18 protein-coding genes are annotated in these 16,723 nt (G+C 70.0%); 10 read left to right on the top strand and 8 right to left on the bottom strand.

Features of this window, described 5'->3' with window-relative positions; genetic code table 11:
- Nucleotides 1–43: 43 nt before the first annotated feature.
- Nucleotides 44–385 (bottom strand): hypothetical protein, encoded by a 342-nt coding sequence (locus H8838_RS05040; RefSeq protein ID WP_185996085.1) that lies wholly within the window; start codon nucleotides 383–385, stop codon nucleotides 44–46.
- A gap of 1,333 nt (nucleotides 386–1,718) precedes the next feature.
- Between H8838_RS05040 and H8838_RS05035 the strand changes: the two genes are divergently transcribed.
- The 4 genes from H8838_RS05035 to H8838_RS05020 all read left to right on the top strand — a co-directional run bounded on the left by H8838_RS05035 (nucleotide 1,719) and on the right by H8838_RS05020 (nucleotide 5,789).
- A complete protein-coding gene (locus H8838_RS05035) occupies nucleotides 1,719–2,225 on the top strand; it encodes a hypothetical protein (RefSeq protein ID WP_185996084.1) in 507 nt (168 codons plus the stop codon).
- A 738-nt stretch (nucleotides 2,226–2,963) separates the two neighbouring features.
- On the top strand, nucleotides 2,964–4,160 hold the full coding sequence (locus H8838_RS05030; RefSeq protein ID WP_185996083.1) for a hypothetical protein: 1,197 nt from the start codon (nucleotides 2,964–2,966) through the stop codon (nucleotides 4,158–4,160).
- A 166-nt stretch (nucleotides 4,161–4,326) separates the two neighbouring features.
- Complete coding sequence (locus H8838_RS05025) at nucleotides 4,327–5,133, top strand: inositol monophosphatase family protein (protein WP_185996082.1); 807 nt, start codon at nucleotides 4,327–4,329, stop codon at nucleotides 5,131–5,133.
- Nucleotides 5,134–5,375: 242 nt separating this feature from the next.
- The gene (locus H8838_RS05020; protein ID WP_185996081.1) at nucleotides 5,376–5,789 is read left to right on the top strand and encodes a hypothetical protein; all 414 of its coding nucleotides are present in this window, start codon (nucleotides 5,376–5,378) and stop codon (nucleotides 5,787–5,789) included.
- 57 nt (nucleotides 5,790–5,846) lie between these two features.
- Here the strand turns inward: H8838_RS05020 and H8838_RS05015 are convergent, their stop codons facing one another.
- Nucleotides 5,847–6,605, bottom strand: a complete 759-nt coding sequence (locus H8838_RS05015) for a hypothetical protein (RefSeq protein ID WP_191465650.1) — start codon at nucleotides 6,603–6,605, stop codon at nucleotides 5,847–5,849.
- A gap of 35 nt (nucleotides 6,606–6,640) precedes the next feature.
- Complete coding sequence (locus tag H8838_RS20180; RefSeq protein WP_263458203.1) at nucleotides 6,641–6,769, bottom strand: hypothetical protein; 129 nt, start codon at nucleotides 6,767–6,769, stop codon at nucleotides 6,641–6,643.
- 123 nt (nucleotides 6,770–6,892) lie between these two features.
- On the opposite strand from H8838_RS20180, the gene H8838_RS05010 reads away from it, so the two are divergent.
- The 3 genes from H8838_RS05010 to H8838_RS05000 all read left to right on the top strand — a co-directional run bounded on the left by H8838_RS05010 (nucleotide 6,893) and on the right by H8838_RS05000 (nucleotide 8,564).
- Complete coding sequence (locus H8838_RS05010) at nucleotides 6,893–7,411, top strand: NUDIX hydrolase (protein WP_224766389.1); 519 nt, start codon at nucleotides 6,893–6,895, stop codon at nucleotides 7,409–7,411.
- Nucleotides 7,412–7,425: 14 nt separating this feature from the next.
- Entirely contained in the window at nucleotides 7,426–7,785 is a 360-nt protein-coding gene (locus H8838_RS05005) for an MmcQ/YjbR family DNA-binding protein (protein ID WP_185996078.1), read from the top strand.
- A gap of 155 nt (nucleotides 7,786–7,940) precedes the next feature.
- Nucleotides 7,941–8,564: a DinB family protein gene (locus tag H8838_RS05000; protein WP_185996077.1), complete on the top strand. Its 624-nt coding sequence runs from the start codon at nucleotides 7,941–7,943 to the stop codon at nucleotides 8,562–8,564.
- Here the strand turns inward: H8838_RS05000 and eutC are convergent.
- Together eutC and H8838_RS04990 are read right to left on the bottom strand one after the other, a co-directional pair.
- Nucleotides 8,518–9,297 carry an ethanolamine ammonia-lyase subunit EutC gene (gene eutC, locus H8838_RS04995; protein ID WP_185996076.1) on the bottom strand — a complete coding sequence of 260 codons (780 nt, stop codon included), beginning with the start codon at nucleotides 9,295–9,297 and terminating at the stop codon, nucleotides 8,518–8,520. The genes H8838_RS05000 and eutC overlap by 47 nt on opposite strands.
- Nucleotides 9,294–10,694 (bottom strand): ethanolamine ammonia-lyase subunit EutB, encoded by a 1,401-nt coding sequence (locus H8838_RS04990; protein ID WP_181311544.1) that lies wholly within the window; start codon nucleotides 10,692–10,694, stop codon nucleotides 9,294–9,296. The genes eutC and H8838_RS04990 overlap by 4 nt, the downstream gene beginning before the upstream one ends.
- A 150-nt stretch (nucleotides 10,695–10,844) precedes the next feature.
- On the opposite strand from H8838_RS04990, the gene H8838_RS04985 reads away from it, so the two are divergent.
- The 3 genes from H8838_RS04985 (at nucleotide 10,845) to H8838_RS04975 (ending at nucleotide 13,051) form a co-directional block, all read left to right on the top strand.
- Nucleotides 10,845–11,768, top strand: a complete 924-nt coding sequence (locus tag H8838_RS04985) for an arginase family protein (RefSeq protein WP_185996075.1) — start codon at nucleotides 10,845–10,847, stop codon at nucleotides 11,766–11,768.
- A gap of 65 nt (nucleotides 11,769–11,833) precedes the next feature.
- Nucleotides 11,834–12,358, top strand: a complete 525-nt coding sequence (locus H8838_RS04980; RefSeq protein WP_185996074.1) for a 2'-5' RNA ligase family protein — start codon at nucleotides 11,834–11,836, stop codon at nucleotides 12,356–12,358.
- A gap of 102 nt (nucleotides 12,359–12,460) precedes the next feature.
- Nucleotides 12,461–13,051: a hypothetical protein gene (locus H8838_RS04975; RefSeq protein ID WP_185996073.1), complete on the top strand. Its 591-nt coding sequence runs from the start codon at nucleotides 12,461–12,463 to the stop codon at nucleotides 13,049–13,051.
- Between the two features lie 7 nt (nucleotides 13,052–13,058).
- Here H8838_RS04975 and H8838_RS04970 read toward each other — a convergent pair whose 3' ends face one another.
- The 3 genes from H8838_RS04970 to H8838_RS04955 all read right to left on the bottom strand — a co-directional run bounded on the left by H8838_RS04970 (nucleotide 13,059) and on the right by H8838_RS04955 (nucleotide 16,670).
- Nucleotides 13,059–13,676 carry a response regulator transcription factor gene (locus tag H8838_RS04970; protein ID WP_185996072.1) on the bottom strand — a complete coding sequence of 206 codons (618 nt, stop codon included), beginning with the start codon at nucleotides 13,674–13,676 and terminating at the stop codon, nucleotides 13,059–13,061.
- A complete protein-coding gene (locus H8838_RS04965) occupies nucleotides 13,669–14,829 on the bottom strand; it encodes a sensor histidine kinase (protein WP_185996071.1) in 1,161 nt (386 codons plus the stop codon). Before H8838_RS04965 ends, H8838_RS04970 begins: the two co-directional genes overlap by 8 nt.
- Before the next feature lie 353 nt (nucleotides 14,830–15,182).
- Nucleotides 15,183–16,670, bottom strand: coding sequence for an MDR family MFS transporter (locus tag H8838_RS04955; protein ID WP_224766388.1), 1,488 nt, complete (start codon nucleotides 16,668–16,670; stop codon nucleotides 15,183–15,185).
- Nucleotides 16,671–16,723: the final 53 nt, after the last annotated feature.

The raw sequence follows: 16,723 nt of genomic DNA, 5'->3' as shown, positions 1-16,723 counted from the left end.
GCGAGTCGCGTCGGGAGGCGCGGGTGCGCCGGGCGTTGTCGGGTCAGATGCTGAACGAGAAGTAGCCTCCGGCGCCGTAGTCGTAAAGTGAAACCGAGCCATTGGACTTCACCGTGCCATTGAAGTGACAGCCGGCCCCGTAGTCATACCCAGAGAACTTGGCCCCCTCAATCTCAAGGCTCACGTGCGCTCCTTCCCCGTAGTCGTACAGGCTGTATTGGGTGCCCTGGAGACGCCCCGAGAAGTGCGCGCTGCGGCCGTAGTCGTACGCGCGCACGTCGGAGGCTGTGATTGTGGCGCTCATGGATGTGTGTCCGCCCGCGCTGTAGTCGTACACGCTGCCTGACGCCTTCTCCGTAATGATGCGCGCGGCAACGTAGGCCACCGACCTACGAGTTCCTGGATCCATCACTTCCTCATTTCAGATGTCCGAGCTTGAGCGGGTATCTCAGACATCGGCGGGTCCGCCCTCGTCTGACCTCGTCACAATCGTGACGACACCCACCGACAGTTCGGCTCGGCTCCGTACACCCCAGAGTCGAGACCGGCAACGCCGTCACGGAAGCCGTGCGTCCTTCCCCCGCTTGCCGGCGCACCTCGAAACGTACTCAACTGCCGATGAGCGGGCGGTCGAGCCCAGATGTAGGAGAGACTGCCGCTGTGCATCCCTATGACCCGCTGCGGTTCCACGGGACGGTGGTCTGGCTGACCGAGGAGCAGGGCGGGCGACGCACTGGCCCTCCCGTGCCGACAGGTGACCGCGACTACGCCGCTACTGGCTTTGTCCCGCCCCTCACCGTCATGACGGGTCTCGCCTCGCTTGTCGTTCGACCGATGGAGCCGGGCGCTTGGCGCTCACCCGCAGACGCGGGATGGGTCGTCGGAAATTTCCGGTACCCCCACCAGATGGTGGCGGGGGACGTGATTGTGGTGACCGAGGGCCCGCAGTCCGTCGGGTACTTTCACTTCGAGTCGGTGGACTGACGAAACGCCCGCTCATACCGTGAAGAGTGCGTCTTACCGCCGCCTATCCCTGTCGGGGAAGCTGCCTCACGGGACCGTCGGACCCCGGCCCGGGATCCACAACGAGCATCCCGCGAGCTGTGCGCTTCCATGTCTGACCACTTGCATCTCGGAAGTAGACCTTCGGGAGAAGCGCGTCGGGGACCCAGTCATTGGTGCTAAACGGCTCGACAAAAATCCACTCCGCCGTGGCCCCCGGTCCGACCGCACCAATGTCAGCCCGAATCGTGTTCCCGTCGGCGGGGCTGACGAAGTCGACGAAGACCTCATACACGGCAGCATCCGACGCGTTCCTGACTCGGATCGATGGACAAGAGGGCTGAGCGAAGGTCGCGCCGTCCCAATCTGACTTCCATTCCGCCCAACACGTCACGCGCGACGCTTGCTCGCGCCTTCGATCATTCGCCGCTTCGCGGCGATCGCGCTGGCCCTGAGCGAGGAGGAACAGCGACGTTCCGATTGCCACGAGGGTTCCTGCAGCGCTGATGGGCTCCAACCATTCGTTCATGGGATGACGATCTCGCAGGCCACCGACATTCCAACTTCACATGCGCCCAGGACCGCGTCTATCCGCTGACGTCGCCGGATCCCGCGCTCACCAGCAGTGGAATTTGTCGATCCGTGCCGGGCGGCGACGAGTGACCCGGGTCCGTCGGCGGCGTCGCGATGTCGGTGACGAGGTCTAGGTTCGCAACGTGAGATCCCAGACGTTTCCGGTTCCTGTTGACCCGCGCGTCGCGCTGATGATCGCTGGGTTCGAGTCGGCGGGCCAGCCGATCTCGATGACACCTGAGCGGTTCGCGTCTCTTACGGACACGTGGGTGGTGACCTCGCAGACGCCGACGGAAGTCGCAGGCCTCCTGTCTGTCACTCGATCGCTGTACTGCCACGGCTTCTACGTGTACGAGTTCGCAACCGTCGCGGTACAGCAGGCGTTTATCGCACTCGAGGCCGCGCTCGCGCATCGCCTTAGCCGTCCGAAAGACGCGCTTGGGGACCTCATCATTCGAGCTCACAGACAAGGACTGCTCGACGCGACGGCATTCGAGTCTCTCGACGAGGGCGCTCGTCGGCTACGTAATGGGTTCAGTCATGCGCGGGTGCAGCAGGTCTGGACATTGGGAATGGCAGCGCCCGTCATCGCCCGTGTCTTCGCGACAGTCGCCACGCTCTGGCCTGAGACAAACTCCAATTCAAGCTGACCGACGCACCGAACTCGCCGAGGCGAGCCTCGTCGACGGAGCTAGTGCACGTGTCACGGTTGCTAGCCGATGAGAGAAGGGCGGGACGACAGAGTCCGCGGCACCGCTGGAGTGCCCGCGTCATTCCCCGCGTGCCAGACACAGGCGCATGGAGTCAGAAACGTACGCATCTTGACATGAGCAACGCACTCGTCTGCCACGGTCCGTGCGCAAATCAGAACCGACCGTTTCCAGTGCACGTCCAGGTCAGCGGTGTCGGCCTATGCCCATAAGCCCGTAGATGATCAGGGCCATCAAACCGGCGGTGATGGCTCCCGCGACCATTCCCGCCCACACGTTGTCGAAGACAACGAACCCCATCAAGACACCAACGACGAATGTGGCACCAACGCCTGCTCGAACACCTGCCCAGGCGCCAGTCGACAACCGTTGTCCATCACCCATGATGTACGGGTTCCTCACTCACGAGAGCGTTCGTCAACAAACTCGTCATCCTTGCAGGCCGGGGATGCGCCGACAGCGCCTTCAGTCACGGAAGAGGTACCTCCACGGAGGCCCTCGTAAACGCTCACCACCCCAAGTCGTCTCCATCCGGATGCGCCGATCAGTGCGTCTTACCGCCGCCTGTCGGACACGCGGATCTTCGGAGGATCCGTTGTGCTGCTCTGCTCAAGACCCCTGCAGACAACAACGCGCGTTGCCGCGTCGCTGTCGGCGGGTACTGGCACGCTGGCCCGCATGGGGGAACAACGCCAACCGCTGTTCGATGATTTCGGGCGTACCGACGCCACGCCGTCGACCCACCAGGAGTCCACCTTCGAGTTCCTCAACCGCATTGCGGGTGCCTACTGGGAGCACCCTCGTGCCCTCATGCAGAAGTGGCTCGACCGAATCCCCAGCGAGCCGGAGCACAACGACCTGCGGCAGCGGTTCCGGTCCCGCGACGACGAGCAGTTCCGCAGCGCGTTCCTTGAGCTCTACCTGCACGAAAGCCTCGTAAGGGCTGGGTACACCGTCACGATTCATCCCGAGGTTCATGGCACCAGGCGCCGCCCGGATTTCCTGGCAGAGCGCGATGACCTCGGGTTCTTCGTCGAGGCCATCGCGCCCGGCTCGACTCCAGCCGAGAAGGCGGCGGCGCAACGCCGAGCCGCACTCTTCGACACGGTCAATCGGTTGGGCGACCCCAACTTCATGCTGTGGCTGGACGAGCTCGAAGAGGGGGCCTCGCCGCCCGCCTCAGCACGCCTTCGGAAGGACCTCCGACGCTGGCTCGCGGAGCTCAACCCCGATGTCCCGTGGGATGCGGACGCCGCTCCGATGCGTCGGTGGGAGCACGATGGCTGGGCGGTTACGTTCCGGGCGGTTCCGAAGAAGCCCGAAGCCAGAGGCACGACGCGCAACGACCGGGCGATTGGTATCTACGGGCACACGGGCGTCGACTTCATCGATGGCGCACCGGCGATTAAGAAGGCACTAGCGACGAAGCACCACGAGTACGGGAACCTCGGGGCGCCATTCATCATCGCGGTCGGCACGTACATCCACGACAGGGACCGCTGGCACAGCGGCAACGCCATGTACGGGCACGTCGCCGTGCAGATTGGCGAGGCGCCCGACGGTTCGATGGTGACCCGGGAAATCCGGCAGCCGGACGGCTACTTCGGCACGCCACCGGAGTGGACCAACCGCAACGTCTCTGGCGTTCTCCTCGTGAATCAGCTCATGCCGTACCACGTTCAACGAGCGGAGACGATCCTGTGGCGACACCCGAACCCGGTCCACCAGCTTCCCGAAGCGGTCGGGTTGCCGGGCGACACGCTGAGCCTTGCCGGCAGCACGCTGGTTGAGATCTCAGCGCCGACGAGGGCGGACCAGTTCTTCGGGCTCCCGGACCCTTGGCCACCTGGCGAGGCGTGGCCTGACGACGAGTAGGCCCGCGATAGATCGAGCGGCTCGAAGGGGTGATTGCTTCGTCCGCCAACAGCAAGCGTGTACTGGCGCCATGCGTCATCCCGCCGCGAGCCGGACGCACTCATCTGCCGAGATGCGTGCGATGGACGTACCTCCTGCGAGGTGTCGACGTGAGTAGGGTCGCCGCATGGGGCTGACCGACGTCGAGGTCGCGATCTCGGCGGCCCGGGCAGGCGCCGACGTGGTGGCGCGCAACTACGGATCCGAGCACGTGCGTTTCGCGAAGACTTCCACCGACTTCGCCACCGAGACCGACATCGCCGCGGAAGAGGTGATCGTCGGAGTTCTGCAGAGGCATCGCCCGGCCGACGCCCGCACCGGCGAGGAGTCGGGCGATTCCGGATCGCGCACGGCGTCGCGGCGGTGGCTCATCGATCCGCTCTGCGGCACGTTGAACTTCGCGGCCACCACGCCTCTCCTGGCGGTCAACGTCGCCCTCATCCAGAACGGTAGGAACGTCGCCGCCGCCGTTGCCGATCCGATAGCCGGCGAGCTGTTCTGGACCGATGGGTCCCGCACACTCGTCCGCCGCAGTGACGGCACAGAACAAGCCCTCGAGCCGAGTCCGGCTTCCGCCCTGCTCGAGATCAACTGCGACGGACCGTTGGATCGACCATTCGTTGGCGGCCAGCTCGTCCACGATCGCCGGGTTCGAGCCGCCTACGGCCCCAGGGTCATCTCGTCGACGCTGGGTGTCGCCTGGGTCGCCGCAGGTCGCAGAGCCTCCTACATCTCAGACGGCTCATTCCGGAACAACGTCCACTTCGCCGCGGGAATCGCGATAGCTGAGGCCGCCGGCTGCGTCGTCACGGATCTCGCGGGCGACCCACTGCACACGGGGCGCGGTCTCGTCATCTCGGCGGACCCGACCACGCACGTGCAGGTTCTGGCCCTGGTGCAGCCGCACTTGTCGGCCCTCGTCACCGGAGTCTGACGGGTGCGCTGCGCCTGCCAAGACCAAGAGACCACGAACGCCCGGATCTGCCGCATTGAGTGCGTCTTACCGCCGCGAATGGGCCCGGGTTCGCGCCAACCACGTCAACGCCCCCACGCTCTCCCAGGACCCGGGAGTCAGGCCTCGTGCGGCGTCGCGGGCGGCCGCGTACAGGATCTCGACCTCGGGGCATTGGGCTTCGGTGACGGGCATCGTCTCCCCCGGACCTGCCATGCTGCGGCATGACGTACGACCGGCTGTGGGAGCGCCTGGTGGAGTTCCTGAACGACTGGGGCACGGCCACAGCGACCGAGCCCGGGCGGATCACGCTCACGTTCGCGCACCCTGACGACTCCACCAGGACGGTGGAGATCGTGATGACCCGCGAGGAGTGGGACGACATGGTCAGCATCCCGTTCGGGGAGTTCGGCGCCGCGGTCCGGGCGGTCCGCGAAGCGGCGCTGAGCATGGAGGAGGACGAACACTTCCTCGTCTACGAGCAGTACGCCCTGGTCGCGTCGTCCACCCCTGATCTGCCCGTCGATCCTGAGGAGGCACACCTGGCTGAGCTGACTCGGCAGCACCCGGAGGGCTTCGGCCGCTGGGTGGTGCTGGACGACGAGGGGAACGTCATCGACGAGTTCCGGCGGAGGTAGAGCACACCTAGGGGCCTGGACACAGCCAACCCGGGTGAACGCACCCTGCCCTGGGCATCACGATCCCTGGGAGCGGTCGATTCGCGGCAGGAGCTTGATCAACGGCCGGTTCTCCTTGTCCAGCTCGGCGACACGTGCGGCCGCATTCTGCGGCGTCCATCCGCCCTTGACGTCACTGCCGTAGATGACGTCGTCGACGAGCGCGAACTGGTAGAGCACCCCCCACGGCGCGTCGGAGGAGGTGTAGGCAAAGGTGAACGTCGTTGTCTCCCGCCCGGCGTTCGCCTCGTCGATCGACTCGTACACCTCGGCGGAGTATGCGGTCTTCCCTCCGTACGGATCCATGAAGACGGGCCAGTCGGCCACCGCGTCGACCAGTGCCCGGAAGGCGGAGCGCGCGGCTCGCGCGTTCGGGTAACCCAGGAGCCCGCGTGTGAGGCCTGACGTACGACCGAGTTTGGGAGCGCCAAGTGGGAAGGCGCCGGAGGCGGAGGCGGCCAGCGTGTCCTGGTAGCCGGACCTGTACAGCACCCCGTCCCGGGGGTGCCACTCCGGCATCTGGACCCCAGCCAAGTCGCGGCCCGGCCCATTGACCGAGGGGCCGTAGGCGTCCCAACCCAGGTCCAGGGGGAACTCCTGGAACCGGACGAAGCGTTGGCTGGGCGATGCCTCGTCGCCGGGCGATGGGCTGCTCGACGACAGGCCGGCGGGGCGGGTGGGCTGCGCGGTGGGGCGTGAGTCGTCGTCCTCACTCCCCCCGAACATCGCCCACGAGATCACGAGCGCCAAGACAACGATCGCGGCCACTCCCGCCACCCACACGAACCACGTGCTGCCCCGCCGCGAGGGCCTCACCATGTCGGCACGTCCGGCAGCGTGCCGTTCCGGCGCTGCTCCTCGAACCGCTCCGCCAGTCCCATCGCCCTGCGGGCGTCATGCGCGTCGAGGAAGCCCAAGGCGCCGAGAACGGGGAGGAACATGACCGCAGGCTAGCGGGATGCGGGCGCGCCAGGCGGGCGCAGGGCCGGTGCCATGAGAGCTCCCGAGAAGACACCGTCAGCAGCGAGCGCGTGCCCCGAGATCGAGGTGCGAGACTCCAGCACGTGACAGGTTCTTCCCCGAGCGAGCAGGTCGCCCTGTACGGGCCGGACGGTCGGCCGTCCGGCGAGGTGGCCGACCGGGCCCGGGTGCGACGCGACAACCTGCGCCATGCCGCCACCCACGTGGTGGTGCGCAACTCCGACGGACTGGTCTACGTCCATCGCCGCACGGCGACCAAGGACCTCTATCCCGGCCTCTACGACTTCACCGCGGGTGGCGTGCTCCAGGCGGGCGAGGATCCGCTCCTGTCCGCGACCCGGGAGGTCGAGGAGGAGCTGGGGGTCTCGGGCGCGCGGCTGGTGCCGCTCTTCGAGGCGGACTACGCGGACGACCGGGCCAGGTTCCACGCCTACTGCTACGAGTGCCTCTGGGACGGCCCGATCCGCTGGCAGCCCGCGGAGGTCGCGTGGGGCCAGTGGGTGACCCCGGAGCGGCTGCTGGAGATGCTCGACGAGCTGGAGTTCATGCCTGACGCCGTCGCCAACATGCGACCCTGGCTGGAGTCCCTGCGACAGCGTTGACGGGTGGTGGCGGCATGGCGACGATCGAGGACGTCCGGCCGCTCGGCTCGGAGCTGGAGCGCTCGTACGAGGTGTATGTGCGGGGTCGCCTCAAGTTCCGCGTCAAGCAGCTCGTCTACACGGCGTTCTCCCTGGACGAGACCGTGATGGGGTTCGCGTTCCCGAGGGAGGAGCGCGCTGCGCTGGTCGCCGGCGAGCCGCACAAGTTCCACCTTCCCCCGACCTCCGACATGCGCTTCCACTGGGTGCACGCCGAGCTCGCTGCCCTCGACCCGGGCGAGGCCCGGGAGCTGGTCGTGGACGCGTGGCGCATGGTCGTCCCGAAGAAGCTCGCGCGCGCCTACGACCTCTCCCATCCGCTCGGCCCCGGCTGAGACACGACGCCCCAGGACGGCGACCGCACGGGAGCGTCGTGAGCACCTGGCCGCGCCGCCTCGTCCTCCCGCGACGTCAGGTCCTTGACCCCGACGCCGTCAGCACCACTGCCGAGGGGCTTGCGACCCGCACGGCCGGATGCCACGCTCGCGTGGTGCTTGACGACCTCGCGAAGCCTCAGCTCCACGACTGCCTCAAGCGCCTCCGCGAAGCGGTGGTGGCGAAGACCGACGGGCTCTCCGAGTACGAGGTCCGTCGTCCCATGACCACCACGGGTACGAACCTGCTGGGCTTGATCAAGCACATGTCCACGTGGGAAGCCAGATACTTCGGCGAGGTCTTCGGCCGCCCCTTCCCCGAGGCGTTGCCTCCTTGGGACGACGAGGACGCGGACCTTGCAGGCATGTGGGCGACCGAGCACGAGTCCCGCGCGGAGATCATCGACGGCTGGCGCAGGCTCTGGGAGCACAGCGACGCGACGATCGACGCCCTCCCCCTCGATGCGCCTGGCCACGTGCCCTGGTGGCCACGCCCCGAGGTGACGCTGTTCGGGGTCCTGGTGCACGAGATCGCCGAGACCAGTCGGCACGCCGGGCATGCCGACATCCTCCGCGAGGAGCTCGACGGGGCCGTGGGCACCAACGCGACGAAGAGGCCCTCCGAGGACGACGTCGCCTTCTGGTCCGGGCAGCGCGCGAAGATCGAGCGAGCCGCCAGAGCGGCTGCCGGACTCAGCCCAGCCGCCGGGTCTCGTCCTCCCGCGACGTCAGGTCCTTGACCCCGACGCCACTCGCGCCGACGGCGAGGACCGAACGTACGAGCGCCTCCAGCACCCGCGCGGCACCGGCGTACGACTGACCGCCCGGGGTGCGGATGTTCGAGACGCAGTTGCGCTCGGCATCGGTGCGTCCAGGCTTCGGGTCGAAGGTCAGGTAGGCGCTCAGGCTGTCCGGCGACGAGAGTCCGGGGCGCTCCCCGATGAGCACCAGCACCAGGGTCGCACCGAACGCGTGACCGATCGGGTCGCCGAGGGCGACGCGGGCCTGGGTCGCGACCAGGCAGGCCACGACCTCCACGTCCAGGCGCGGCAGCAGCTCCGCCAGCAGCGGCAGGGCGTGGCGCTGGGTGGCCTGGGCCGACAGCCCGTCCGCGCACACCACGACCAGGCTCGGACGACTGCCCGCACCCGCGCCGTCGCGCTCACCGGGCACCACGGCGTCCAGCGAGTCGCGGTCCTCCTCGGACAGCAGCCGGCCGAGGTCGGGCCGGCGCAGGTACTCGGCGCGGTCCCGGGCCTGGGAGCGCACCCGGACCGGGGCGGGGAGGCCGGCGGCGCGGAAGTCCCGCACCAGGGCGTCGGCGTCCAGGTCGGTCAGGACGTTGCGTCGCGCCTCGGCGTGCGCGATCCGCAGCTCCAGGTCGGCCGCGGCCGGCACCGCGTTGCCGGCCCGTCCCAGGCCGATCCGCGCGCTGGTCGACTGCCGCAGCCGCACCCAGTCGGGGGTGCTCACGAGCCCAGCCCCGACAGCGGCGAGTGCTCCAGCGGGAGGACCGAGCCGTCGGCCGAGAGCAGTCCCAGCCCCGCCAGCCACTCCTCGAACTCCGGGGCGGGTCGCAGGTCCAGCAGCTCGCGTACGGCGAGGGCGTCGTGGAAGGAGGCGCTCTGGTAGCCGAGCATCACGTCGTCCCCACCCGGCACGGTGATGATGAACGAGACCCCCGCTGCGGCGAGCGAGACCAGCAGCACGTCCATGTCGTCCTGGTCGGCCATCGAGTGGTTGGTGTAGCAGACGTCGACGCCCATCGGCAGTCCCAGCAGCTTCCCGCAGAAGTGGTCCTCGAGGCCGGCGCGGGTGATCTGCTTGCCGTCGTAGAGGTACTCCGGACCGATGAAACCGACCACGGTGTTCACCAGGAACGGGCTGAGGTGGCGGGCGAGGCCGTACGCCCTGGCCTCCAGGGTCTGCTGGTCCACCGGGCGTCCCCCGGTGCCGAGGTGCGCGTCGGCCGACAGCGAGGACCCCTGGCCGGTCTCGAAGTACATGACGTCCTGCCCGACGGTGCCGCGGCCCAGCGAGAGCGCCGCGTCCCTGGCCTCGGTCAGCAGGGCGAGGTCGACCCCGAAGGACCGGTTGGTCGCCTCGGTGCCGCCGATGGACTGGAAGACCAGGTCCACGGGGGCACCCCGCTCGATCAGCTCCAGGGTGGTGGTCACGTGGGCCAGGACGCAGGACTGGGTGGGGATCTCGTACGTGGTGCGGACCTCGTCGAGCAGCACCAGCAGGTCGTGCGCCGCGTCGGGTGAGTCCGAGGCCGGGTTGATGCCGATCACCGCGTCCCCGCAGCCCAGGAGCAGTCCGTCGAGGACCGAGGCGGCCACACCGCGCGGGTCGTCCAGCGGGTGGTTCGGCTGCAACCGGGTGGAGAGCCGGCCCGGCCCGCCGACGGTGGTGCGGAACCGCGACCGGACGTCGACCGCCCGGGCGACCACGACGAGGTCCTGGTTGCGCATGATCTTCGAGACGCCCGCCACCATCTCCGGCATCAGACCAGGGGCGAGCGCGGCCAGCGCGGCAGCGGCCCCAGGACTGGAGGCGGTCTCCAGCAGATGGTCACGCAGCCCGCCGACGGTGAGCTCGGAGACGGCCGCGAAGGCGTCCAGGTCGAGTGAGTCCACGATCAGCCGGCTCACCTCGTCGTCCTCGTAGGCGACGACGAGGTCGTCCAGGAAGTCCGTGAGCCGTACGTCGGCCAGCGCCACCTGGGCGGCCACCCGCTCCAGCGGGTCCTCGGCCGCGCACCCGGCCAGCTCGTCGCCGGACCGCAGCGGGGAGGCCTTGGCCAACAGCTCGGTCAGTCCGTGGAAGGCGTAGCCGTGTCCTCGCAGGGCCTGCCGGTAGATGCGCACGGGACCAGCCTCCCCCACAACCTGGCGCCCGCGACATCACCTCGGCAGGCGCGGACACGGAGAACGAGCGCGCAGGAGGACGTCATCGACGAGCCCCGGCCCGGGTAGCGCACCGTTGCGGTGGCCCTCGGGGCCCGCCAGAGTGGTCGCATGACGGAGCGACTGGTCGTGATCGGGGCGCCGAGCAGCGCCGGGGCGTACGGGCCGGGCCAGGAGCAGGCCCCGCGTGCGTTGCGGGACGCCGGCCTGATCGACCTGCTCCGAGGGCGCGGCGTGGACGTCGAGGACGCGGGCGACACCGAGACGATCCGCATGCGGGACGACCCGGACAACCCGCGCGCGAGGAACGCAGACCTGGTCGCCCAGACGGCCGGCAGCGTCGCGGCCAAGGTCGGCGACGCCCTGGCCGTGGACGGTTCCAAGGTGCTGGTCCTCGGCGGTGACTGCACCGTGGAGGTCGGGACCGTGGCCGGCGCCGCCACGGCGCCCGGGACCTTGGGGCTGGTCTACGTCGATCACGACGCCGACCTGAACACTCCGCAGAGCACCGACGACGGCGCGCTGGACTGGATGGGAGTGGCCCACCTGCTGGCTGTGGACGGGACCGTCGCGAGCCTCGCGGGGGTCGGTCCTCGCGTCCCGCTCCTCGACCCTGAGCAGCTCCTGCTGTTCGGTCAGGTCGAGCCGACCTCCTTCGAGCGCGGCGTCATCGACGAACGCGGCATCGCCTGGGTCCACCACGACGAGGTGCGTGACGACCCGGTCGGGGCCGCCAGCCGGGTGGTGAAGGGATGGGCCGCACAGTTCGACCGGCTGCTGGTGCATCTCGACATCGACGTGGTCGACTTCGCGGACGCCCCGCTGGCCGAGAACACCCGCCGGAACGTCGCACTGAAGCTGGACACCGTGATGGCGGCGCTCGAGGTGCTGGTGGCCGCGCCCAACTTCTGCGGCCTGACCGTCTGCGAGGTCAATCCCAATCATGGCGAGCCGGACGGCTCCACCGTGCAGGACCTGACCTCTCGTCTCGTCCGGATCCTCGCGGGCGCGTTCGGCGACGGACCCAGCAGGTGACCATCCCGCCGGGTGAGTGGACGCCGCACAGGCGAGCCGCTTGACGACTCCCGGATGCTTGTGAGGTGGCGCTCGCGGTCTGCCTCCTCTTCGACGCCCGCTCGGAGCGGCGGGTGCGGGACCTCTGGTCGCGCCTGGAGGACGCGGGGATCTCCACGCTGGCCAGCCACACGCATCGACTTCACCACCCGCACCTCTCCTACGCGGTCCTCCTCGACTGGGAGCTGGCACCGGTTCACGAGGCGCTCTGCGCCCTTCCGGCCGCCGACCCGTTCTCGCTGTCGCTGCACGGCACGCTGGCGTTCCCCCGCGGCCGCGCCGCCCTGGCGCCCGCGCTCGCGCCCGACGTCGGGATGCGCCAGGCACGTGTCGTGACCGCCGTGGAGGTCGCCGGCGCTGAGCTGCACCACCACTACCGGGTCGGCCGGTGGTTGCCGCACGTCTCGATCGCCACCCACGCCCAGGGCACCCGGCTGGCCAGCGTCGTCCGGATGATCTCGGACCTGCTGCCGCTGACCTTGCAGGTCGACCGGGCCGCCCTTGTCGACAGCTCCACCGGCGAGACCTGGCCCCTCCCGCACCTCCTCTGAAAACGAACCGAGGTCGCTGAGCGCTGCCCCCGCGTCCGGCACCATCGACTGGTGACAAGTGCACGGGGTGCGGGTGCGCAGGGCGGCCGCAGGGTCGATGCCATGAGAACTCCCGAGAAGACACCGTCATCCACCTCCGCGGCGACGAGCCCGCAGCCTGCCGGCACCCGACACTCCTGGCGGTACCTCCCTGCCCTCGTCGGCCTCGCGGTCGCCGTCTCCCAGATCCTCACCGGCGTCGACGCCGAGGGCGTCGCCATCACGGTCACGGCCGCTGCCAGCTGCTACCTGGCCGCCGCGGCGCTGGGTCGGCCCTGGGTCGCGTGGGCCGGCATCCTCATCAGCTCGCTCGCGGTCGTGCTGAGCGAGCTGGCCGGCATCCCCTGGTGGGTGGGGCTGGCAGGCTACGCGGTTGTTCTGGTCGGTGTCGGCCTGCGCGGTCCGACGCCGCGCCGCGTCCTGGCCGACCAGAGCCTGGCCCTGCTCGGCTTCGGCGGCCTCGCCGTGGCCGCCGTGCTCATCTCGCCGCAGCTCGGCCTCGCGCTGGCCGGCCTCACGCTGGTGAGCCACGCGCTCTGGGACTACCGGCACTGGCGCCGCGACGACGTGGTCAGCCGCGGTCTGGCCGAGTTCTGCTTCCTGCTCGACGTGCCGCTCGGGGCCGCGGCCGTGGCGCTGGCCCTGTCGACCTGAGCCACCCCTACCTGATCCACCCCTGGGCGCGGGCGATGGCGATCGCCTGGGCCTTGGAGGCGGCGCCGAGCTTGGCCGTCGCGGCGGCGACGTAGTTGCGCACGGTCCCGCCCGCCAGGTTCGTACGCCGTGCGATCACGGCGGTCGGGAGGTCGAGGGCCGCGAGCCGGAGCACCTCCAGCTCGCGCTCCGAGAGCGGGTTGGGCGGGGCGGTGAGGGCGTCCGCAGCCAGCGCGGGGTCGACGTACCGCTCACCGCGGTGCGCCCCGCGGATCACCTCTGCCAGCGTCCCGGCGGGCGCTCCCTTGGCGACGAAGGCGAGCGCGCCCGCCTCCAGGGCGTCGCGCAGGTGCGCGGGACGGCCCCGGCCGCTGAGCAGCACGACGGCGCAGTCCGGGACCGCCCGACGCAGCTCGGCCACCGCGGAGATCCCGTCGCCGCCGGGCATCTCCAGGTCGAGCACCGCCACGTCCGGCCGGTGCCGGCGAGCCTGCTCGACCGCCTCGTGCCCGTCGCCCGCCTGGGCCACCACGTGGAGGTCGTCCTCCAGGGCGAGCAGGGCGGACAGGGCGGCTCGGATGGTCGTCTCGTCGTCGGCGACGAGCACCCGCAGACGCTCAGCCATGGTCGACCGAGACCGTGGCGCAGAGCAGGAACGAGTCGGGCTCGCGACGTACCACCAGCTCCCCGCCCACCGCGGCCAGGCGCTCGCGCAACCCGGTCAGACCCGACCCGGCGGCGGACCCGTCGGGACCTGGACGGTCGTTGTGGACCGTGAGCCGGACCCGGCCCTCGTCGGCGTCGAGGGCGATCCGGCACCACTGCGCGTCGCTGTGCCGGAGCACGTTGGTGGTCGCCTCCTTGAGCACCATCGACAGCACGTCCACCGCCGGCGGCGACAGCGGCAGCGGCTGGGCGTCGACCTCGCTGCGCACCCCGGCCGTCGCCAGCACCCGGGCCGTCTCGGCCAGCTCGCCCGCCAGGTCGGCGTGCCGCTCGGCAGCCAGCGCGCCGCGGATCCGGCCCAGCGCCGCCTGGGCCAGGGCCCGGACCTCCTCGGACTCCCGGGCCGAGGTCGCCGGGTCGGAGGCGACGGTGCGCGCCGCCAGCTCGGCCTTGAGGGCGATCACGGTCAGGTCGTGCCCGAGGACGTCGTGCACGTCGCGACCGAACCGGTTCCGCTCCCGCGCGGCCGCCGCCCGGGCACCCGCCTGCTGCGTCGCGTCGGCGCGGACCAGCAGCTCCCACAGCCACACCGGGGCGGAGTTGAGCAGCGCGAGCCCGGCGCCGAACCCCAGGGTGATTCCGGCGTACGTCGTCCAGTCGCCGCCGAGCACGAGCGCCACCACGACGCTGGTCGCGGTGACCGCCCCGGCGACCACCGCCGTGGTCGACCATCGCCACAGCAGGGGCGCGGTCCCGACCACGCTCGCCCCCAGCCAGGCCCACGTCGCCCACCGGTCCACCGCGACGGGCGCGACCATGGGCAGGCTTGCGATCGTCGCCGCTACGAAGACCCCCTGGGCGCGACGGTGCAGGGACGCTGAGGCCCACGGCGTCACCGCGGACCACATCACCAGCAGCTGCGCGGCGAAGAGCGCGGCCACCCCCACCACGCCGGTGACGCGCAGCAACGTGACGTCCTCCCGGGCGACCCCCACGAGCGGTAGCAGCACGACGCTGAGCACCGAGGAGACCAGCCAGACGACGGTCAGCAGCCGCGCCCGAGCCAGCGTGGGGGTGCTCAGGTCGCCGCCGTGCTGTCCCCCGGTGCGCACCACGAGCTCGTGCCCGCTACTGCCCGGGCTGGCTGAGGATGCAGAGCTCGTTGCCCTCGAGCGCCTCTGCCCACCACTGCCCCAAGGCCGCCGGGTCCTGCGAGTGGACGATCACTTGTTCCCACGCCAAGGTCATTTGCCGAACCTAGTCAGGTGACGCGGCCCGGTGCCAGCGTTTTCGCCCGGGGTGCCCGATGATCCTCGGGAGGGCTCAGCCGGAGAGCAGATCCCGGAACCGCTCCGCGTCCCCGGTGCGCGGCAGGTTGTTGAACATGACGTACGGCGACGGGCGGCCGTCGACCAGGTCCCGCAGCCGGCGCAGCTCGTCGTCGGTGTGGACGTGATCCCGCGGGTCAGGTAGCTGCCGGGTCCTGTCGGTCGGCCGACTTCGAGGCCGACGCGGCCTCCTCCCCCGCGTGCGGCGGCATGAGCAGTCCCGAGAGCAGCAGCGCCAGCGCGACCACCGCCGAGCCGATGAAGACCAGGTGGATCGCCGGCGCCAGCACCCCTGCCGACAGGTGCTCGAGGTCGAGCGCACCGCCCGAGGAGGCGCTCCCGGCCAGCTTGCTGTTCACGATCGCCCCGAAGGCCGCGACGCCGACGGCGCTGCCCATCGACCGGGCGAACATGTTGGTGCCGGTGGCCACGCCGCGGTGCTCCCAGCCCACCGAGGACTGGGCGACGATGACGCCCGGGCTGGCGACGTACCCGAACCCGATGCCCATCACGAAGCACGGGAGGGCGAGCTGCCACAGCGCGCTGTCGGCGTCGACCGGGAGCAGCAGCGCCGCGCCGCCGATCACGAACAGCGAGCCCATCAGCACCGTCTTGCGGAAGCCGATGGAGAGGTAGAAGCGACCGCTCGTCGAGGCTGCGATCGGCCACCCGATCGTCATCGACGCCAGTGCCAGTCCGGCGACCAGGGCACCGTGGCCGAGCACGCCCTGGGCGTACAACGGCACGTACGACGTCAGCCCGAGCATGAGCACGCCGACGACGAAGGCGCTGGAGTTCGACGCGTTCAGCACCCGCCGCCGGAAGATCCACAGCGGCAGGACCGGCTCCGGAGCCCGCGACTCCACCACGACGAACGCGGCCAGCAGAACGGCTGCGGCGACGAAGATCGCGACGCCGGGGAGGGACGACCACTCCCAGCGCACGCCGCCCTCGAGCAGGCCGAGCAGGAGCAGCGAGCCGCCGGCTGCCAGCAGCACGGCGCCCAGGTAGTCGATGCTGTGCTTGCGCCGCTCCACCTTCTCGTCGAAGCGCCGCCACACCACCCATCCGGCGGCGATGCCGAGCGGGAGGTTCACGAAGAAGATCCAGCGCCACGACAGGTAGTCGGCGAAGACCCCGCCCAGGGTCGGCCCCACGATCGAGGACGCGGCCCACACGCTGGCGATGTAGCCCTGGACCTTCGCGCGCTCCGCGAGCGAGTAGATGTCGCCCACGATCGTCATGCCCATCGGCTGGACCGCGCCGGCGCCGAGGCCCTGCAGGAGCCGGAACAGGATGAGCGACGGCATGCTCCACGCGATCCCGCACAGCAGCGACCCGAGGACGAACAGGCCGATGCCCAGCAGCATCACCGGTTTGCGTCCGTAGAGGTCGGCGACCTTGCCGTAGATCGGCACCGAGACGGCCTGGGCCAGCAGGTAGATCGAGAAGAGCCACGGGAACGACGTGAAGCCGCCGAGGTCGTCGACGATCGCGGGCACCGCGGTGGCGAGGATGGTCGAGTCGATGGCGACCAGGCCGATGCTGAGCATCACGGCGAGCAGGATGGGCCCGCGCTCGCTGCGCAGACCGACGCTGGCACGGGTGATCTCGGGCGCAGTCACAGGGGGCTCAACCAACCGCGACCCGGCCGTGTTCCCGATCACTCCCCGAGAGG

The sequence above is a fragment of the Nocardioides campestrisoli genome, from assembly GCF_013624435.2.
GTDB lineage: Bacteria > Actinomycetota > Actinomycetes > Propionibacteriales > Nocardioidaceae > Nocardioides > Nocardioides campestrisoli.
Note: the sequence above shows the minus strand (reverse complement) of the source record. Positions and strands in the feature narration are given on the sequence as shown.

What these genes read in the sequence shown, in the direction of transcription:
- H8838_RS05030 (WP_185996083.1), top strand. Translation starts at nt 2,964, where the DNA reads ATGGGGGAACAACGCCAACCGCTGTTCGATGATTTCGGGCGTACCGAC.
- H8838_RS20180 (WP_263458203.1), bottom strand. Translation starts at nt 6,769, where the DNA reads ATGTTCCTCCCCGTTCTCGGCGCCTTGGGCTTCCTCGACGCGCATGAC.
- H8838_RS04985 (WP_185996075.1), top strand. Translation starts at nt 10,845, where the DNA reads ATGACGGAGCGACTGGTCGTGATCGGGGCGCCGAGCAGCGCCGGGGCG.
- H8838_RS04975 (WP_185996073.1), top strand. Translation starts at nt 12,461, where the DNA reads ATGAGAACTCCCGAGAAGACACCGTCATCCACCTCCGCGGCGACGAGC.
- H8838_RS05025 (WP_185996082.1), top strand. Translation starts at nt 4,327, where the DNA reads ATGGGGCTGACCGACGTCGAGGTCGCGATCTCGGCGGCCCGGGCAGGC.
- H8838_RS05005 (WP_185996078.1), top strand. Translation starts at nt 7,426, where the DNA reads ATGGCGACGATCGAGGACGTCCGGCCGCTCGGCTCGGAGCTGGAGCGC.
- H8838_RS05020 (WP_185996081.1), top strand. Translation starts at nt 5,376, where the DNA reads ATGACGTACGACCGGCTGTGGGAGCGCCTGGTGGAGTTCCTGAACGAC.
- H8838_RS04970 (WP_185996072.1), bottom strand. Translation starts at nt 13,676, where the DNA reads ATGGCTGAGCGTCTGCGGGTGCTCGTCGCCGACGACGAGACGACCATC.